This window comes from Pseudomonas imperatae, from assembly GCF_057128625.1.
Genome location: NZ_JBSKHP010000006.1, coordinates 98,112 through 115,511 on the forward strand (window position 1 = coordinate 98,112; position 17,400 = coordinate 115,511).

18 protein-coding genes are annotated in these 17,400 nt (G+C 65.6%); 11 read left to right on the forward strand and 7 right to left on the reverse strand.

Annotated elements, in window-relative coordinates; translation table 11 throughout:
- Positions 1 to 223 precede the first annotated feature (223 nt).
- The 3 genes from ACWKWX_RS09735 to ACWKWX_RS09745 all read left to right on the forward strand — a co-directional run bounded on the left by ACWKWX_RS09735 (position 224) and on the right by ACWKWX_RS09745 (position 3,994).
- Positions 224 to 1,414, forward strand: coding sequence for an MFS transporter (locus ACWKWX_RS09735; RefSeq protein ID WP_483827633.1), 1,191 nt, complete (start codon positions 224 to 226; stop codon positions 1,412 to 1,414).
- A 57-nt stretch (positions 1,415 to 1,471) separates the two neighbouring features.
- Complete coding sequence (locus ACWKWX_RS09740; RefSeq protein WP_416424250.1) at positions 1,472 to 1,840, forward strand: RidA family protein; 369 nt, start codon at positions 1,472 to 1,474, stop codon at positions 1,838 to 1,840.
- A 156-nt stretch (positions 1,841 to 1,996) separates the two neighbouring features.
- Positions 1,997 to 3,994, forward strand: a complete 1,998-nt coding sequence (locus tag ACWKWX_RS09745) for a peptidase U32 family protein (protein WP_483827634.1) — start codon at positions 1,997 to 1,999, stop codon at positions 3,992 to 3,994.
- A 97-nt stretch (positions 3,995 to 4,091) separates the two neighbouring features.
- On the opposite strand, the gene surE is transcribed toward ACWKWX_RS09745, so the two are convergent.
- From surE to ACWKWX_RS09760, 3 genes are all read right to left on the reverse strand, one after another.
- On the reverse strand, positions 4,092 to 4,856 hold the full coding sequence (gene surE, locus ACWKWX_RS09750) for a 5'/3'-nucleotidase SurE (protein WP_483827635.1): 765 nt from the start codon (positions 4,854 to 4,856) through the stop codon (positions 4,092 to 4,094).
- A gap of 23 nt (positions 4,857 to 4,879) precedes the next feature.
- Positions 4,880 to 5,257: a VOC family protein gene (locus ACWKWX_RS09755; RefSeq protein WP_483827636.1), complete on the reverse strand. Its 378-nt coding sequence runs from the start codon at positions 5,255 to 5,257 to the stop codon at positions 4,880 to 4,882.
- Positions 5,258 to 5,339: 82 nt separating this feature from the next.
- Positions 5,340 to 6,287: a Dyp-type peroxidase gene (locus tag ACWKWX_RS09760; protein WP_483827637.1), complete on the reverse strand. Its 948-nt coding sequence runs from the start codon at positions 6,285 to 6,287 to the stop codon at positions 5,340 to 5,342.
- A 131-nt stretch (positions 6,288 to 6,418) separates the two neighbouring features.
- Here ACWKWX_RS09760 and ACWKWX_RS09765 point away from each other — a divergent pair, with 131 nt between their 5' ends.
- Positions 6,419 to 7,234, forward strand: a complete 816-nt coding sequence (locus tag ACWKWX_RS09765) for a DUF1838 family protein (protein ID WP_483827638.1) — start codon at positions 6,419 to 6,421, stop codon at positions 7,232 to 7,234.
- A 687-nt stretch (positions 7,235 to 7,921) separates the two neighbouring features.
- Here the strand turns inward: ACWKWX_RS09765 and ACWKWX_RS09770 are convergent.
- Positions 7,922 to 8,476 carry a DsbA family protein gene (locus tag ACWKWX_RS09770; protein WP_416424243.1) on the reverse strand — a complete coding sequence of 185 codons (555 nt, stop codon included), beginning with the start codon at positions 8,474 to 8,476 and terminating at the stop codon, positions 7,922 to 7,924.
- A gap of 325 nt (positions 8,477 to 8,801) precedes the next feature.
- Between ACWKWX_RS09770 and ACWKWX_RS09775 the strand changes: the two genes are divergently transcribed.
- From ACWKWX_RS09775 to ACWKWX_RS09805, 7 genes are all read left to right on the forward strand, one after another.
- A complete protein-coding gene (locus ACWKWX_RS09775) occupies positions 8,802 to 9,776 on the forward strand; it encodes an aliphatic sulfonate ABC transporter substrate-binding protein (protein ID WP_416424242.1) in 975 nt (324 codons plus the stop codon).
- Positions 9,773 to 10,540 (forward strand): ABC transporter permease, encoded by a 768-nt coding sequence (locus tag ACWKWX_RS09780; RefSeq protein WP_483827639.1) that lies wholly within the window; start codon positions 9,773 to 9,775, stop codon positions 10,538 to 10,540. Before ACWKWX_RS09775 ends, ACWKWX_RS09780 begins: the two co-directional genes overlap by 4 nt.
- A gap of 99 nt (positions 10,541 to 10,639) precedes the next feature.
- Entirely contained in the window at positions 10,640 to 11,677 is a 1,038-nt protein-coding gene (locus ACWKWX_RS09785) for an ABC transporter substrate-binding protein (RefSeq protein WP_483827640.1), read from the forward strand.
- A 93-nt stretch (positions 11,678 to 11,770) separates the two neighbouring features.
- Complete coding sequence (gene ehuB, locus ACWKWX_RS09790) at positions 11,771 to 12,625, forward strand: ectoine/hydroxyectoine ABC transporter substrate-binding protein EhuB (protein WP_483827641.1); 855 nt, start codon at positions 11,771 to 11,773, stop codon at positions 12,623 to 12,625.
- Positions 12,613 to 13,284, forward strand: a complete 672-nt coding sequence (gene ehuC / locus ACWKWX_RS09795) for an ectoine/hydroxyectoine ABC transporter permease subunit EhuC (RefSeq protein ID WP_483827642.1) — start codon at positions 12,613 to 12,615, stop codon at positions 13,282 to 13,284. The genes ehuB and ehuC overlap by 13 nt, the downstream gene beginning before the upstream one ends.
- 2 nt (positions 13,285 to 13,286) lie before the next feature.
- Complete coding sequence (ehuD, locus tag ACWKWX_RS09800; RefSeq protein ID WP_483827643.1) at positions 13,287 to 13,937, forward strand: ectoine/hydroxyectoine ABC transporter permease subunit EhuD; 651 nt, start codon at positions 13,287 to 13,289, stop codon at positions 13,935 to 13,937.
- Positions 13,930 to 14,691 (forward strand): amino acid ABC transporter ATP-binding protein, encoded by a 762-nt coding sequence (locus ACWKWX_RS09805; protein WP_483827644.1) that lies wholly within the window; start codon positions 13,930 to 13,932, stop codon positions 14,689 to 14,691. The genes ehuD and ACWKWX_RS09805 overlap by 8 nt, the downstream gene beginning before the upstream one ends.
- 81 nt (positions 14,692 to 14,772) lie before the next feature.
- On the opposite strand, the gene ACWKWX_RS09810 is transcribed toward ACWKWX_RS09805, so the two are convergent.
- The 3 genes from ACWKWX_RS09810 to ACWKWX_RS09820 form a co-directional block, all read right to left on the reverse strand.
- Entirely contained in the window at positions 14,773 to 15,249 is a 477-nt protein-coding gene (locus ACWKWX_RS09810; RefSeq protein ID WP_483827645.1) for a BRO-N domain-containing protein, read from the reverse strand.
- A gap of 375 nt (positions 15,250 to 15,624) precedes the next feature.
- Positions 15,625 to 16,752: a GGDEF domain-containing protein gene (locus ACWKWX_RS09815; protein ID WP_483827646.1), complete on the reverse strand. Its 1,128-nt coding sequence runs from the start codon at positions 16,750 to 16,752 to the stop codon at positions 15,625 to 15,627.
- Positions 16,753 to 16,937: 185 nt separating this feature from the next.
- Positions 16,938 to 17,372, reverse strand: a complete 435-nt coding sequence (locus ACWKWX_RS09820; protein ID WP_483827647.1) for a RidA family protein — start codon at positions 17,370 to 17,372, stop codon at positions 16,938 to 16,940.
- Positions 17,373 to 17,400: the final 28 nt, after the last annotated feature.

The window sequence follows — 17,400 nt, forward strand, 5'->3', positions numbered from 1 at the left end:
ACTTGACCCTTGCTGCCATTTTGGTGCTGTTTTTCTCGGTGGCGCTGATTCACGTGTAGACCCTGTGACGCGGCCTATGGCCGCTGCTACACGATGGTGGCGTAGCAGCTGCCGAAGGCTGCGTCCGGCGGCCTACCTGCGGGGGGCGTGGGGGCGTGGGGCCGTGACGCAGCCTGGCGGCAGCTGCTACGATCGGTGGTTCAGGCATTTGTTTGGACGCCCCATGCTCGCCACCCTTCGGCACTACCCCCTGGCCGTCAACCTGCTGCTGGCCAGCGCCTTCCTGCTGACCCTGGGCCGGGCGATCACCCTGCCCTATCTGGTCATCTATCTGACGTCGCACTACGGTTTGGACGTATCCACCGTGGGCGCGGTGATTGGCGGCGCGCTGGTGGCGGGCTCGGTGCTGAGCCTGTATGGCGGCTACCTCACCGACCGGCTCAGCCCCTACCGGCTGATCCTCGGCTTCACCGGCTGTTTCGTCGCCGGTTTCGTGGGCATGTGCCTGACCTCCAGCCTGACGGTGTTCTTCCTGTTCCTGGTGGCCTTCAACTTCGCCTACTCGGTGATCGACGTGGTGGCCAAGGCCAGCTTCGGCCGGCTGCTGCCCGACCACGAGCAGGCCCGGGTGTTTTCCCTGCGCTACACCCTGATCAACATCGCCTACGCCGTGGGCCCGTTCATGGGCGCGGGGCTGGCGGGCGTCAGCCTGGAACTGCCGTTCATGCTGTCGGCGCTGCTGGGCGTGGTGTTCCTGGGGCTGTACGCGCTGTACGGTGACCGCCACTTGAGTGGGCCCGAGGCGGCCAGCGAAGGCTTTTCCTTCATGCGCGTGGGCCAGGTGCTGCTCAAGGACCGGCGCCTGGTGTGCTTCACCGTCGGCGGCATTCTCAGCGCGGTGGTGTTCGGCCAGTTTACCGCCTACCTGTCGCAATACCTGGTGCTGACCAGCGACCCGCAGCAGGTGTATGCGGTGATCAGCACCGTGCTGGCGGTGAACGCCAGCGTGGTCATCGGCCTGCAGTACGCGGTGGGCAAGCACATCGACGCGCGGCGCCTGACGCCCTGGCTGATCGTCGGCCTGGCGTTGTTCCTGGCCGGCCTGGTGGGCTTTTCCGTGGCCCACAGCTTGACGGCCTGGGCGCTGGCGATGTTCATCTTCACCCTGGGCGAAATCATCGTGTTCCCGGCCGAGTACATGTTCATCGACCGCATCGCCCCCACGCACCTGCGCGGCATGTACTACGCGGCGCAGAACCTCTCCAACCTGGGCGGCGCCCTGGGCCCGGTGGTGTGCGGCCTGGCCCTGGCCTGCCTGGCGCCGGCGGCGATGTTCTACGTGCTGGCGGCGTTCCTGGTGGTGGGCGGCGCGTTGTACGTGCTGGGCGGCTCGCTGGCCGAGAAGGTTGGCTGAAGCGCCGGGTTGGCGGTATGGTGCCCGCCTTTCATAACACTGACCCCCGAGGTGCACATGCTGACTTTCACTCCTGACCCGGACGCGGACTCCATCTCGTCCGACGTTGCCAGCTTCAACGGCATCCTGGTCTCCACCCAGATCCCCACCCGCGCCGACGGCAGCCTGGAGCTGGGCAGCATCACTGCCCAGAGCGAATGCACCCTGCAGGCGCTGAAAGTGGCCCTGGAGCGCGCCGGCAGCTCCATGGACCGGGTGATGCACCTGACCATCTACCTCACCGACATGGCCGACCGCGCCGCGTTCAACGAGGTGTACCAGCGCTTCTTCGCCAAGCCCTGGCCGGTGCGCGCCGCGGTGGGCGTGGCGTCGCTGGCGGTGGAAGGCATGCGCGTGGAAGTCACCGCCATGGCCGCCAAGGCGTAAATCCAGTAGCAGCGGCCGCAGGTCGCGTCCCGCACGCCAAATTCAGCGCCGCCAGCGGACGCCGCCTGGCGGCAGCTGCTACGGGAAAGCTGCCACTGCTTCTATTTCACCGCTACAATGCCCGCCTTGACCGTGCAAAAGCCTGACTAAAAAAACATGTCCCTACCCAAGCATCACCTGGAATTGCTGAGCCCTGCCCGCGACGTAGAGATCGCGCGCGAGGCCATCCTGCATGGCGCCGACGCCATCTACATCGGCGGCCCAAGCTTCGGCGCGCGCCACAACGCTTCCAACGAGGTGGCCGATATCGCCCGCCTGGTGGAATTCGCCCGCCGTTACCACGCCCGCGTGTTCACCACCATCAACACCATCCTGCACGATGACGAGCTGGAACCGGCGCGCAAACTGATCCACCAGCTGTACGATGCCGGCGTCGACGCGCTGATCGTCCAGGACCTGGGGGTGATGGAGCTGGACATTCCGCCCATCGAGCTGCACGCCAGCACCCAGACCGACATCCGCACCCTGGCCCGGGCCAAGTTCCTCGACCAGGCCGGCTTCTCCCAGCTGGTGCTGGCCCGCGAGCTGAACCTGCAGGAAATTCGCGCGATTGCCGATGAAACCGATGCTGCCATCGAGTTCTTCATCCACGGCGCCCTGTGCGTGGCGTTCTCCGGCCAGTGCAACATCAGCCACGCGCAGAACGGCCGCAGCGCCAACCGTGGCGACTGCTCCCAGGCCTGCCGCCTGCCCTACACCCTGAAAGACGACCAGGGCCGCGTGGTGGCATTCGAGAAGCACCTGCTGTCGATGAAAGACAACAACCAGAGCGCCAACCTGCGCGCCCTGGTGGAAGCCGGCGTGCGCTCGTTCAAGATCGAAGGCCGCTACAAGGACATGGGCTATGTGAAGAACATCACCGCCTACTACCGCCAGCGCCTGGACGATATCCTCGAAGGCCGCCCGGACCTGGCCCGCGCCTCCAGCGGCCGCACCGCGCACTTCTTCGTGCCCGACCCGGACAAGACCTTCCACCGCGGCAGCACCGACTACTTCGTCACCGACCGCAAGGTGGACATCGGCGCCTTCGACACCCCTACCTTCACCGGCCTGGCCGTAGGCGTGGTGGAAAAGGTCGGCAAGCGCGACCTGCTGGTGGTCACCCATGAGCCGCTAACCAACGGCGACGGCCTCAACGTGCAGATCAAGCGCGAAGTGGTGGGTTTCCGCGCCAACATCGCCGAGCCTAAAGGCGAGTTCGAGGAAGACGGCGAGAAGCGCTACCGCTACCGCGTCGAGCCCAACGAGATGCCGGCCGACCTGTACAAGGCGCGCCCCAACCACCCGCTCAACCGCAACCTGGACCACAACTGGCAACAGGCCCTGCAGAAGACCTCCGCCGAGCGCCGCATTGGCGTGAACTGGAAGGTGCAGTTGCGCGAGGATCGCCTGCAACTGACCGTCACCAGCGAGGAAGGCATCAGCGCCAGCGTCAGCCTGGACGGCCCCTTCGGCGCGGCCAACAAGCCCGAGCAGGCGCTGGACCAACTGCATGACCTGCTGGGCCAATTGGGCACTACCCAGTACCACGCCACCGACATCAAGCTGGACGCACCGCAGGCGTACTTCATCCCCAACTCGCAGCTCAAGGCCCTGCGCCGCGAAGTGATCGACGCCCTGACCGAGGCGCGCGTCGCTGCCCACCCGCGCGGTGGCCGCAAGGCCGAGACCGTGCCGGCACCGGTGTACCCCGACTCGCACCTGTCGTTCCTGGCCAACGTCTACAACCAGAAGGCCCGCGACTTCTATCACCGCCACGGCGTGAAGCTGATCGACGCCGCGTACGAGGCCCACGAGGAACCGGGCGAAGTGCCGGTGATGATCACCAAGCACTGCCTGCGCTTCTCCTTCAACCTGTGCCCCAAGCAGGCCAAGGGCGTGACGGGCGTGCGCACCAAGGTCGCGCCGATGCAGCTGATTCACGGCGATGAAGTGCTGACCCTGAAGTTCGACTGCAAGCCGTGCGAGATGCACGTCATCGGCAAGATGAAAGGCCACATCCTCGACCTGGCGCCGCCGGGCAGCAACAAGAGCGTTGTGGGGCACATCACCCCGGAAGACCTGCTGAAGACCATTCCGCGCGCGCTGCATTGATCGGCTGCCGTGGGAGCGGGCTCTGCCCGCGAAAAATGCACCGCGTATTGCCTGACATACCGCAGTGTTCTTTTCGCGGGCAGAGCCCGCTCCCACATTATTTCAGGCAGTCCAGGACTGCCTGGGCCGTGCGCTCGAAGGTCAACGGCGTCACGGTTACATAGCCATTGAACACACCGTAAGTCTCGGTGCCCTCTTCGTCGAAGCTCTCCGTGCGCGACATGTTCAACCAGAAATACTCGACGTTGCGCGGGTCTTGCTGCCCCGTCACCTGAATACCGTTCAGCCTGCCCGTGCCCTGGGACGTGTACTGCGTGCCCTTGCAGGCCGCCGGTTCCACGTCGGGGAAATTGATGTTCAGGCAACTGCCCGCCGCCCAGTCCGCCTGCGCCACGCGCGCCAGCACATCCACCCCCAGCGCCTCGGCGGTAGCCCACTTCACCGGTTGGCCTTTGGTAAACGCCTGGCTCAGGGCAATCGACGGAACACCCAGCAACATGCCCGCCATCGCCGCGCCCACCGTGCCGGAAAATGCCGTTTCCACCCCCAGATTGGCGCCGCGGTTGACCCCGGACAGAATCAACGTCGGCTTGTGCGGCATCAGGTGCTGCAACGCCAGCACCACGCAATCGCCCGGCGTGCCCTGTACGGCAAAGCGCCGCTCGCCCAGGGTTTCCACGCGCAGCGGGTGGTGAATGCTGATGGCATGGGACACGCCACTCTGGTCGTGGGCCGGTGCCACCACCCAGACCTCGCGGGCCAGTTTCGTGGCAATGACTTCCAGCGCGGCCAGGCCAGGGGCGCTGATGCCGTCATCGTTGGTCAGCAGAACGCGGTCGAACAAGGGGGTGTACGGGTCCATGTGCATCTCCAGGTGAAAGGCGGTCAGGCCGGTTGCGAAATCTCGATCAGGTTCAGGTCCGGGTCACGCACATACACCGAGCGGATCGGCCCGGTGGCGCCGGTGCGCATCACCGGCCCTTCGAGGATAGGCCACTGCTGGGCGTGCAAGTGTTCGATCACCTGCTCCAGGGGCGTGCTGGCAATGAAGCACAGGTCCAGCGCGCCCGGCACCGGCAGGTGCGCCTTGGGCTCGAACTCGTGGCCGCGCACGTGCACGTTGATCTTCTGCCGGCCAAACACGAAGGCCAGGCGGCCCTGGCCGAAGGTTTCCAGGCGCATGCCGAGCACGCGGGTGTAGAAGTCCTTGCAGGCGTCCAGGTCGATGGTGGTGAGGACCAGGTGGTCGAGGTGGTCGATCATCAGCGAAGCTCCAAGGCGGTTGGCCCCTGATGATGCCCTGCTGGCACGCCAGTGAAAATCACGACGTTTGTCGATACCCGCGTCAGGGCTTGCGCTCCGCCAACTGCTCCAGCAGTTCCGCCGAAGGCACGAAGAACAACCCGCCGGTCACCGCCGTGCTGTAGTCGAGCAAGCGGTCGTAGTTGCCCGCCGGGCGGCCCACGAACATGTTCTCGAGCATTTTTTCCAGGGCCGACGGCGAGCGCGCATAGCCAATGAAATAGGTGCCGAACTCGCCCATGCCGGGGCGGCCGAACGGCATGTTGTCGCGGAGGATTTTCACTTCCTGGCCGTTTTCAGTGAGCGTGGTCAGGGCGCTGTGGGAGTTGCTGGGCTTGTGGGCGTCGTCCAATTCCACGTCCGAGAGCTTCCTGCGGCCGATCACCCGTTCCTGGTCTTCCACGCTCAGGGCGTTCCAGGCGTTCATGTTGTGCAGGTACTTCTGCACCATCACGTAGCTGCCGCCGGCGAAGGCCGGGTCTTCGCTGTCGATCAGGGTGGAATCAGTCAGTTTGCGGCCGGCGGGGTTCTCGGTGCCGTCGACGAAGCCGACCATGCTGCGCATGTCGAAGTTGCGGAAGCCCTGCACCTCGTCCACCACCAGGATGGCATCGCCCAGGGCGGTGCACAGCTGGGTGGCCAATTCGAAACACAGGTCCATGCGGTCGGCGCGGATGTGCAGCAGCAGGTCACCGGCCGTGGCGGGCGCACGGCGGCCTTCGGGGCCGAACTCGCGGAACGGGTGCAACTGCATCGGGCGCGGCGCGCCGAACAGCACGTCCCAGGCTGTGGAGCCGAAGCCGCACACGCAGGACAGCTTGCCGTCGGGCACGCGCTTGCCCACCGTGCGGGTCAGCGCCGCCACGTCGCCACACCAGCCGCGCACCGTGTCGGCGGCCTCGGCGCCCAGCGCCACGGTGGCGACGATAAAGATGACGCTGCTGGTGATGGGACTGCAGACGGCCTGGGGTTCGGGAAGGAGGTCAGTCATGGTCGGCCTTCAGGGCTGGGAAAACCATTGCTCAGCGTAGCTTGCGCCGGTGGTTGCCGGGGCTTTTTCCATTGTCTCTGCACGTTCCGGCGGTAGACTGCGGGCATTTACCCACCAGGGAAGTCTTTGCCATGATCGATCTCCACCAGCCCCTGGGCGCCCTCACCGCCCTGCGCAAACTCCACGGTTCCACCGTGGACGGCAAGCCCGTGGTGTTCCACTGGTCCGGCCAGGCCTGGGCGCGGCGCGAAGGCGAGCCCGACCGTTTGCTGTTCAAGGTCGAGGGCATGAACATTCGTCAATGCGGCAGCCTGCACGACCCCCAGCGCGGCGCCGGCTTCCGGCTGGTGTCGCGCGAACTGATGCTGTACCTCGACCCGGTGACGGGCGAACCCTTGAAGACCTGGCACAACCCCTGGACTCAAGCTGCCGTGCCGGTGATGCACGTGGCCAACGACCCGGTGAACCTGCGCCCGTTCTTCGAGCGCGACCCTCAGGGCCAGCCTTTGGCCTCCCCCTTCCGCGTCCAGGGCGAGCGTGTATTCGCCGCCAGCGAGATCCCGCTGTTCTACCCCAATCCCTTGGCGGGCGATTACCAGGAGTACGTCGGCAACCACTACCACGCCATGGAAATCTTCGATTTCGTGGCCGACCGCGAGGCGCTGCTCAGTAAAGACACCGACAGCGCGAATGCGGCGTTGGCATGGGTGCGTATCGCGCCGTGGCTGCCGTTCATGCGCATGGGCAGCCGGCCGGGGTTGATGGTGTTCAACGCCATGGGGCAGACCGTTGCAGGTATCGAAGCCTTGCCGGCGGTGCTGCGCGAGGCGATTGGCCGGGATTACCCGGAGTACCGTGAGCCGCCGGCGCTGGATGATGTGCGCCCGAACGTTACCAGTTGGACAGTCGCGCAGCGACTCACAGAAGCACAGAGCCCGCGCACCTGATCTTGACCTGGCTTGTGATCTGTTTGTGATCTGCTGTTGATCTGGCTTTTGATCTTGATTGTATGCCCCGTAAAGCGCCCGGGCCGACTGGAGGCGTCGATCAACGGGCTGCCCGAAGGGCCGAGGCCGCAGGCCGAAGAGACGGTAACCCGCAGGCTTCTATAGCGGGTGCCGTCTGCCCGTTGAGCGGCGCCGGAAGGAGGGGACCCGTAGCGAAGCGTAGGGCCCAAGCAGGGGCAAGTGTTTTTTGCTTACTTTTTTTGGCGTCTGAAAAAAAGTGAGTCGCCGTAAGGGCGAAACGGTCAGTGGTCGCACCACAAAAATGGATATGTTCGAAATCGCCGAAGCGGAATACAGAATCCGCGAACATATCTATTACTACGGGTGATGCAAAATCACCTTTTCGGCCTTACGCCGAGTCACTTTTTGACAAACGCCTCAAAAAGTAACCAAAAAAGGCTTGCCCCTGCTTGGTCCCTCCGCTTCGCTGCGGGTCCCCTCCCTCCGGCGTCGCCCAAGCGGCCGACGGCCCGGAATAGAAGCGCCTCCGGTTCCGTCTTCCCTGGCTACGCCAGGGACCGCTTGGCCAACGCCTCCAGTCGGCCCTGGCGCTTTATGGGGCACACAATCAAGATCAAAGGCCGCACGGGATCAAGATCAGAGGCAGTTCGTGGTGGTTTGAGGAAGTTATTTCACCTGCCCCAACCACTGCTCCACGGTATCACCACTGCTGATATTCCCCTGCACCAATCCATCCACCATGAACGTCGGCGACACATGAATGCCGTTCTGCCGCGCGTACTTGCAGTGCCACTTTGTCTCCCGGTCCAGATCAGGAATGGCAAACGCCGCGGCCAGTTGCACGCCGCTGTACTGCTCGATGCGGGCGATGATGTCATTGGGCGTGGCATCCCTATTCGGCCCGCTGGCGTGGTGGCTGAACTCGAACTCTTCGCGGTGCGCGGCCACGGCCGCCATCACCGCCTTGGCGTTGGCCTTGCCGCCGGGCAGCGTCGAGGCCGCCAGGATGCAGCGCACGATCACCCCGGAGAACAGGTGCCAGGGCTGGGACTGCAAACGCACCTTGATCGTGATGCGGTCTTCGCCAGCCAGGGCCAGCAGGTCGTCGAGCTTGTTGAAGGCGCGCACCGAGAACGGACAGGTGGGTTCGAGGAACACCTCGAACACCCGCGGGCCGTGGCCCCAGGTCAGTGGGTCGGCGTGCCAGGTGGTGTTTTCCATGGTCGATCTCCTTGAAGTCTGCGCCGCAGTATACCCATCAGACACCGCGCGTAGCCGCTGCCGAAGGCTGCGCTGGCCATGATGTACACCGAAAATCTGCAGCGGGGCATAAGGCCAGCGCAGCCTGGCGGCAGCGGCTACAGATGACTGTTGCTACTGCAACAGTGACTCCACAGTCTGTTGCGCAGTAAACAGCAGAATCAACGCAATCCCCTCTGGAACCCTCGTCCCAGCAACTGGCACAAAGCCTGCAATATTCCATTCCAGCAGAAAAGCCGTACCCATACCGACTTTTCCGACATAACAACCGTTCTGGAGCCCCCTCATGAAACGCACCCTCTTCTACTCCCTGATCGGCGCCTGCGCCCTGACCCTGGCCGTGCACCCCAGCGCCCAGGCCGCGGATGCGCCGCCGGCCGAGGTGCACCTGGACTACGCCTACTATTCGCCGGTGAGCCTGGTGCTCAAGCACTTCGGCTTCCTCGAAAAAGCCCTGCCGCAGACCAAGGTGGACTGGGTGTTCAGCCAGGGCAGCAACCGCTCGCTGGAGTACCTCAACAGCGGCGGCGTCGACTTTGCCTCGTCGGCCAGCCTGGCGGCGGTGCTCAGCCGCGCCAACGGCGCGCCGATCAAGTCGGTGTACGTGTACAGCCGCGCCGAATGGACCGCGTTGGTGGTGCGCAAGGACTCGCCACTGCACAGCGTGGCGGACCTGAAAGGCAAGAAGATCGCCGCCACCAAGGGCACCGACCCTTACCTGTTTACCCTGCGCGCCCTGCAGCAGGCCGGCCTGAAGAAAGACGACGTGGAGCTGGTGCACCTGCAGCACCCCGACGGCCGCGTGGCCTTGGAAAAAGGCGACGTCGACGCCTGGGCCGGCCTGGACCCGCACATGGCCGCCAGCCAGGTGCAGGCCGGCGCGCGCTTGCTGTACCGCAACCGCGATTTCAACAGCTATGGCGTGGTCAGCGTCACCGAGCGCTACGCCAAGGAGCACCCGGACACCATCAAAACCGTCATCGGCGCCTATGAGCAGGCGCGCCAGTGGTCCGTCGGCCACCCCGAGGAGTTTGCCCAACTGCTGGCCACCGAAGCCGGCTTGCCGCTGGACGTGGCCAAGTTGCAGCTGTCGCGCACTGACCTGAGCAGCCCCCAACTAACCACCCAGGACGTCGCCGCCTCGAAGGCCGCCGCGCCCATCCTGGTGTCCGAGGAACTGGTACGCCGCGGCACCGACGTCAATCAGGTAATCGACCAGCTGATCACGCCAGGTTTAGACCAAGCGGTCGCCGACCAATGAGCAGCCGCTTCAAAGCCCTGGCCCTGCCCGTCGCCATCCTCCTGATCCTTGAAGGCGTGGTGCGCGCAGGCTGGCTGCCGGCCTACCAGATGCCCGCCCCCAGCGACGTCCTGCTGACCCTGCGCGACCTCGCGGAGGGCGCGCTGTGGAAGCACATCGGCGCCAGCCTGGCGCGGGTGCTGGCAGGCTTTGTGATTGGCGCCAGCCTGGCCCTGGTGTTCGCGGCCTGGGTGGGCCTGAGCCGCGAGGCCGAAGCCTACCTGGCGCCGACGTTTGCCGGCCTGCGCTCGATTCCCAGCCTGGCCTGGGTACCGCTGTTGCTGTTGTGGCTGGGCATCGACGAAACTTCGAAGGTCGTGCTGATCGCCATCGGCGCGTTCTTTCCGGTGTACCACAACGGCGTGGCGGCGATCCGCGACATCGACCGCAAACTGGTGGAGGTCGGCCGCATCTACGGTTTCAATCGCTGGCAATTGGTGCGGCGCATCCTGCTGCCGGCCGCCCTGCCTGGCCTGTTCACCGGCTTGCGCAGCGGCCTGAGCCTGGTGTGGATGTTCCTGGTGGCGGCCGAGCTGATCGCCGCCACCCGCGGCCTGGGCTACCTGCTGAGCGACGGCCGGGAAACCTCGCGGCCTGACATTGTACTGGCGGCGATCATTGTGTTGGCGCTGCTGGGCAAGCTCAGCGATGGCCTGCTCGCTGCGCTGGAGAAGCGCTGCCTGGGCTGGCGTGACACCTTCACCGGGCAGCCGGCGGAGGGCTGATCGGCCAGGCATTAGTTTATGAATTTAAGTTATTTAAATTTATTCTCTTATAGCTATATCTTCAGCGCACCTACCCGCTGACAGCAAGGCAGAACCCCCATGGCATCACTGAGCACCGCGTTTCCCCGCCTGAGCCAACTGACCACCGCCCTGGGCCTCGGCCTGTCGCTGCTGGCGGGTAGCCTGGTGATGCCCAGCGCCGCCCAGGCCGAGGGTCAACTGCGCATCGCCGAGCAGTTCGGCGTGGTCTACCTGCTGCTCAACGTAGTCCGCGACCAGCAGTTGGTGGAAAAATACGGCAAGCAGGAGGGCCTGGACATCAAGGTGGACTGGACCCAACTGTCCGGCGGCTCGGCGGTGAACGACGCGCTGCTGGCCGGCGCCGTGGACATCGCCGGCGCCGGTACCGGGCCGCTGCTGACCATCTGGGACCGCACCTACGGCCGCCAGAACGTCAAGGCCGTGGCCTCTTTGGGCAACTTCCCGTACCTGTTGGTCAGCAACAACCCCAACGTCAAGACCATCGCCGACTTCACCGCCAAGGACCGCATCGCCGTGCCTGCGGTGGGCGTCTCGGTGCAGTCGCGCTACCTGCAGTATGCTGCGGCGAAGCTATGGGGCGACAAGGATTTCGCCCGCCTGGACCCGTACTCCATCAACCTGCCACACCCGGACGCGGCCACCAGCATCACGTCGGGCGGCACCGAGGTCACCGGGCACTTCTCCAACCCGCCGTTCCAGGAACAGGAACTGGCCAAGGCCGGCGTGCACACCGTGCTGGACACCTACGACCTGCTGGGCCCCAATTCGCCCACCGTGCTGTTCGCCACCGAGAAGTTCCGCAACGACAACCCCAAGACCTACCACGCCTTCATCGAAGCACTGACCGAGGCCGCCGCCTACATCCAGAAGGACAAGGCCGGCGCCGCCGACACCTACATCCGCGTCACCCACGCCAAGATCGACCGCGACCAACTGCTGAAGATCATCAGCAACCCGCGCTTCGAGTTCACCATCAACCCGAAGAACACCTACCCGCTGGCCGAGTTCATGTACCGCGTGGGCGCCATCAAACACAAGCCGGCGTCGTGGCAGGACTACTTCTTCGAAGACGCCAAGCCGCTGCAGGGCAGCTGACCCCCCCTACCGTCTCATCCCGCCGATTCCTTGTGGGAGCTGGCAAGCCAGCTCCCACAGGTCGGTGGGTGCTTATCACAGGAGCTTTCCCCAATGACAATCAACAAACGTTTGCCCCTGCTTGCCGCGCTGTTGCTGTGCAGCACCGCCACCCTCGCCGCCGGCCTGCTGGACAAGGGCCGCAGCGACGGCCTTACCGCCGGCATCGCCAACGAACAGCCCTACGCCTACCTGGGCACCGACGGCAAGGCCACCGGCGCCAACATCGAAGTGCTGCAGGCCATTCTCACGCCGCTGGGCATTACCCACATCGACACGCCCATCACCGACTTCGGCTCGCTGGTACCGGGCCTGGCCGCCGGGCGTTTCGACCTGATCGGCGCCGGGCTGTTCATCAACCCCAGCCGCTGCAAGGTCATCAGCTTCTCCAACCCGGTCACCCGTTCCGGCGGCGCCTTCATCGTCAAGGCCGGCAACCCGCTGAAGCTGCACAGCCTCAAGGACGTCGCCGCCAGCGGCAAGGCGCGCCTGGCCACCCAGACCGGGTCCAACCAGGTGCAGGAAGCCAAGGACAGCGGCATCGCCACCGCCAACGTGGTGCTGTTCGACAAGGACACCGAGGCCCTGGCCGCCCTGGAAGCCGGCCGCGTGGACGTGGTGTATTTCCCCGACGCCGAGATCATCGGCCTGCTGGCCAAGGCCAACAGCCCGAGCATCGAACGCGCGCTGCCGTTCCAGCAGATCCCCGACGCCAACGGCAAGCCCAGCTGGAACTACCACGCCTACGGCCTGCCGCGTAACGACCCGGCGTTCGCCCAGGCTTTCAACGAACAACTGGCCAAGCTGCGCGCCTCCGGTGAGCTGCTGAAGATCCTGAGCAAGTACGGCTACACCGTGAACGAACTGCCAGACCCGGCCGTCACCGCCGCGCAGCGTTGCAGCCTGTGACCCCGGACAGCGCGCTGTTCATCGCCACGCAGCTGGGCCATGGCGCGCTGGTCACGGTGGAGATCACCGTGCTGGCTGAAGTGCTGGTGCTGGCACTGGGTTTCGCCATCGCCCTGATGCGCCTGTCGCGTTCGCGGCTGCTGCGCGCCTTCGCCGTCACCTACGTGCAGGTGCTGCGCGGCTTGTCGGCGCTGGTGCTGCTGTTCTACCTGTTCTTCATCCTGCCGCTGTTCGGCGTTCGCCTGCCGCCCATGGCCACCGGGGTCATCGGCTTGGGCCTGACGTTTTCCGCCTACGCCTCGGAGATCATCCGCGCGGCGCTGGCCAACGTCAGCCAGGGCCAGCGCGACGCCGTGCGCGCGCTGGACTTTGGCCGGCTGGCGGCACTGCGCCGGGTGCTTTTGCCGCAAGCGCTGCCGTTCATGCTGCCGCCCCTGGGCAACCAGCTGGTGGAATTGATGAAGACCACCTCGCTGGTGTCGTTGATCACCCTCACCGACCTGACCTTCTCCGGCAGCCAGCTGATTACCACCCTGGGCAACCAATCGCTGATCTGGAGCATCGTGCTGGTGTGTTATTTCGTCATGGCCTGGCCGCTGAGCTGGCTGGTGCGCCGCTATGAAACCCACAGCACGGCCTGGCGCCAGGCCAAGGAGTAGCCATGGATTTCGATTTCGCATTCGCCTGGTCGATACTGCCCGACCTGCTGGCCGGGCTGCTGGTGACCGTCGAGGTGGTGCTGCTGGGCTTCGTGCTGGCCGTGGTGCTGGGCCTGGTGCTGGCGCTGGCCGGCCGCGCGCCCTGGGCCGTGGTGCGCCGCGCTGCCGCGGGGTACCTGAGCTTCTTGCGCCTGACGCCGTTGATGGTGCAGCTGTACGCGCTGTTCTTCGTGCTGCCGCAGGCGGGCATCACCCTGCCGGCGTTCGCCACCGGGGTCATCGGCCTGGGCCTGTATTACAGCGCCTACATCGCCGAAGCCTACCGCGGCGCCATCGACGGCATCGCCATCGGCCAGTGGGAAGCGGCCCGCGCCCTGGACTTGAACACTGCCCAGACCTGGCGGCGGATCATCCTGCCCCAGGCCTGGAAGCCCATGGTGCCGGTGCTGGGCAACTACCTGATCGGCATGTTCAAGGAGACCCCGCTGCTGGCGGTGATCACCATTCCCGAGCTGTTCCAGGCCGCCAAGCAGGTGGCCGGCATGACCTACCGCTACAACGAACCCTACACGCTGATGGCGCTGCTGTTCCTGCTGATCAGCGTGCCCACCTCGCTGTTGTTCAACCACCTGGAGAAGCGCAGCCATGCCTGATTCCCCCGCACAGATCCGCCTCACCCAGGTGGTCAAGGACTTCGGCAGCACGCGGGTCATCGACCATCTGGACCTGAACATTCCCCAGGGCCAGAAAGTGGCCCTGATCGGCCCCAGCGGCTCGGGCAAGTCCACGGTGCTGCGGCTGATCAAGGGCCTGGAAAGCTACCAGCACGGCCACATCGAGGTGGCCGGCGCGCCCGTGCCGGCGCCGCGCCGTGGCTGGCGCTGGCGGCCCGAGCCGGTGGTGCACCGGGTGGGCATGGTGTTCCAGCAGTTCAACCTGTTCCCACACCTGAGCGTGCTGGACAACGTCATCGAGGCGCCGCTGCAGGTACTGCGCCTGAGCCGCGAGGAGGCGCTGGAGCGCGCCCATGGCTACCTGGCCATGGTCGGCATGGCCCACAAGGTCCACGCCTACCCCGCCACCCTGTCTGGCGGCCAGCAGCAACGGGTGGCCATCGCCCGTGCCCTGGCCATGCGCCCGCAGGTGATGCTGTTCGACGAGGTAACCTCGGCCCTGGACCCGGAACTGGTGGGCGAAGTGCTGGGGGTGATCCGCCGCATCGCCCACGAGCAGCAGATGACCATGCTGCTGGTGACCCACGAAATGAAATTCGCCCGCGACGTGGCCGACCGCGTGCTGTTCATGGAGCACGGGCGCATCGTTGCCGACGGCTCGGCGGACCAGATCCTGGTCAACCCCCAGAACGAGCGCACCCGCCGCTTCCTCAACCTGGTAGCACAACACTAACCCGTAGCAGCGGCCATAGGCCGCGTCCGGGAGCCCCACGGCATGGCTGCCAGGACGCGGCCTTTGGCCGCTGCTACGGGCTTAGGCCCACACCCGCCACCAGGGTGCTTTCTGCTGGCCCTTCGTGGGCAGCACATCGGGCATATCGCGCAGGCGAATCCACGGTTCATCCTGCCAATACAACACCTTCACCTGCCCCCCTTGCGTGCACATGGACGTCACGGCCGGCACCGTGCCCGGCGCGCTGCTGCGCAACATGGGCACCACTTCCAGCGTCAGCCACTGGCGCAGCGCGCGGTTCTCCGGCATCTGGCTGTGCATGATCAAGGTCACCGCCCCGGTCTCGCTGACCAGCAGGCGCTTGCCCCACTGACCTTCCACCTGCACCCACACCTCACGGTGCTGGTCGGCGTCCAGGCGGCGGATGCGGCGCTCCACGAAGTGCACGCCCATCAAGCGGCCCAGGTCGTGAATGCACAGCCAGGCCTGACCTTCGAGCATCAGCGCGCGCAGCGGGAGTTGGTGGCGGAAAAAGGTGGTGGCGGCGAGTGCATCCATGGCGAAAGCTCCTTGCGGGTGAAGGGCTGCCACGGTCATTGGAGTTAGGGTGGCAGCTGCGTGCAGGTTAGCGAACCGGGCTAGAACCGGCAGGCCCGAAGGCCTCCCACACGCAGCTGCCATAACACTTATCCCAGGCGTGAACGCCCGAAACAAGCGGTATGGTGCTGCAGTGTACTAGCACAGGTCGCTAAACCTGATCCCCGAGGCTTCGGAGACGCTGCGCAGGGTAAGGGTGCACCGGGGCAGTGGCAATCAAAGGAGTGTTAAGGGTTGTGTCCAGGGATCCAGCAAACCGCAATCCACCGGGCACGACAGCGGACGCAGCCTGCGGCAGCTTCTACGAAGGCGTTGTTCAAGCCTGCGTCAGGGGCATCACGCGGTCTCGGCCACCACCACCTGGTTGCGCCCCTGGGCCTTGGCGCGGTACAGCGCCTTGTCGGCGCTGTTAATCAGCTTGTGCAGGTCCAGCACCGCGCCGTCCACCTCGGCCACGCCAAGGCTGGCGGTGATGCTCAGCACCGGGTCGGCCTGCAGGCCGGCGATGGTCTGCAGCACCTGCCGGGCGATGTCCCGGGCCTGCGCCAGGGTGGTGTCGGGCAGCAGCACGGCGAACTCCTCGCCCCCCAGGCGGCCGTGGATATCGGCGGCGCGGAACGAACGGGTGATCACCTGGCCAATCTGCCGCAGCACCTCATCGCCCGCCTGGTGGCCGTAGGTGTCGTTGATGTACTTGAAGTGGTCCATGTCCAGCATCACCGCGCACAGCGGCAGCTGGTTGCGCCGGCAGTAGGCAAACAGCTGCTGGGCATGCTCGAAGAAGGCGCGGCGGTTTTTCAGGCCGGTGAGTTCGTCGGTCTGCGCGGCGTAGGTGGAAATGCGGTGGGCGCTCTCTATCTCGTGGGTCAGGGTGTAGGCCTTCACCAGCGCGTCGGACAGCTTGTGGGTGGCACGCACCACGAACGAGGCGAACACGAGCGTCGCCAGGGCCATGCCCACCTGCACTTCGGACGCCTGGAACAGCAGCCAGAACGTGGGCGGCAGCAGCACCAGCAGGATCGACATGACGGTCATGTGGCGGTACGCCGAGTAGCACGACACCGCGCTCACCGACATGCCCACGGCGAACAGCATCACCAGGGCCTGGGCCAGCAGGTCGCCCGCCGGCATCACCGCCAACGCCCCTGCGCCCCAGATGGTCGCGGACAGCGCCAGGGTCAGCCAGTACGGCCGCTCCCAGCGCTGGGGCGTGCGTTCGGCCTCGGGGCTGCGGTAGTAGCGCAGGAACAGCAGGGTGCGCAGCAGCGTCGAGGCGCTGAGCAGGCCCAGCCAGGTGACCACGGTGGCGTGGTCGAAGCGGTCCCAGCACAGCCAGCTGAGCATGAGCGCGGCCAGGTAACTGCCAAACACGGCCGACACCGATTGGCGGAACAGCTGTTGCAGCTGGTCCGTGCGTACCTGTGCGGCTATGTGTACGTCCTGTTGACGCCCCCGGTGATCCATTCGATCCGCCTGATCCTGCGACGAAAAACCGATTGTCGCATTGGGCTGGCTGGGTCACAACCTAATACCGCAGTGCCGCCGGACGCAGCCTGCGGCAGCTGCTACGCAGGATTTGTATTCCGCGTCAGGAAGCGACGGGGATTCACCGTAGCAGCGGCCAAAGGCCGCGTCCGCAGGCGACGCGGTCAGGCCTGGCGCACGGCGATGCCGTCGATTTCCACCAGCGCGCCCGGCAACGGCAGGCCGGCTACCTGGATAGCCGTGCGCGCCGGCTTGTTGGGCTGCTCGGCGGTGCCGAAGAACGGCGTGTAGCCGGCCTGCAGCCCAGCAAAATCAAGGCGCCCGTCCAGCTCGGGCACGCCGACCAGGAACACCCGCAACTGGACAATATCGCCCAGGCCCAGGCCCTGCGCTTCCAGCACCGCCTTGAGCTTGCGCAGCACCGATTCGGTCTGGGTGCGGGTGTCGCCATAGGCCGCCGAAGTGCCCTGGGGCGCGTGCGGGTCGGCGACGTCGGGCAAGGCGCCGCTGAGGAACACCAGCTGGGCGTTGGCCGGCACGCTGACGGTCTGGGCGATGGGGGCCGTGGCCGGGCCGGTGCGAACGATGGTTTGGGTCATGTCAGTGCTCTCTGTGGGAAGTTGAAAA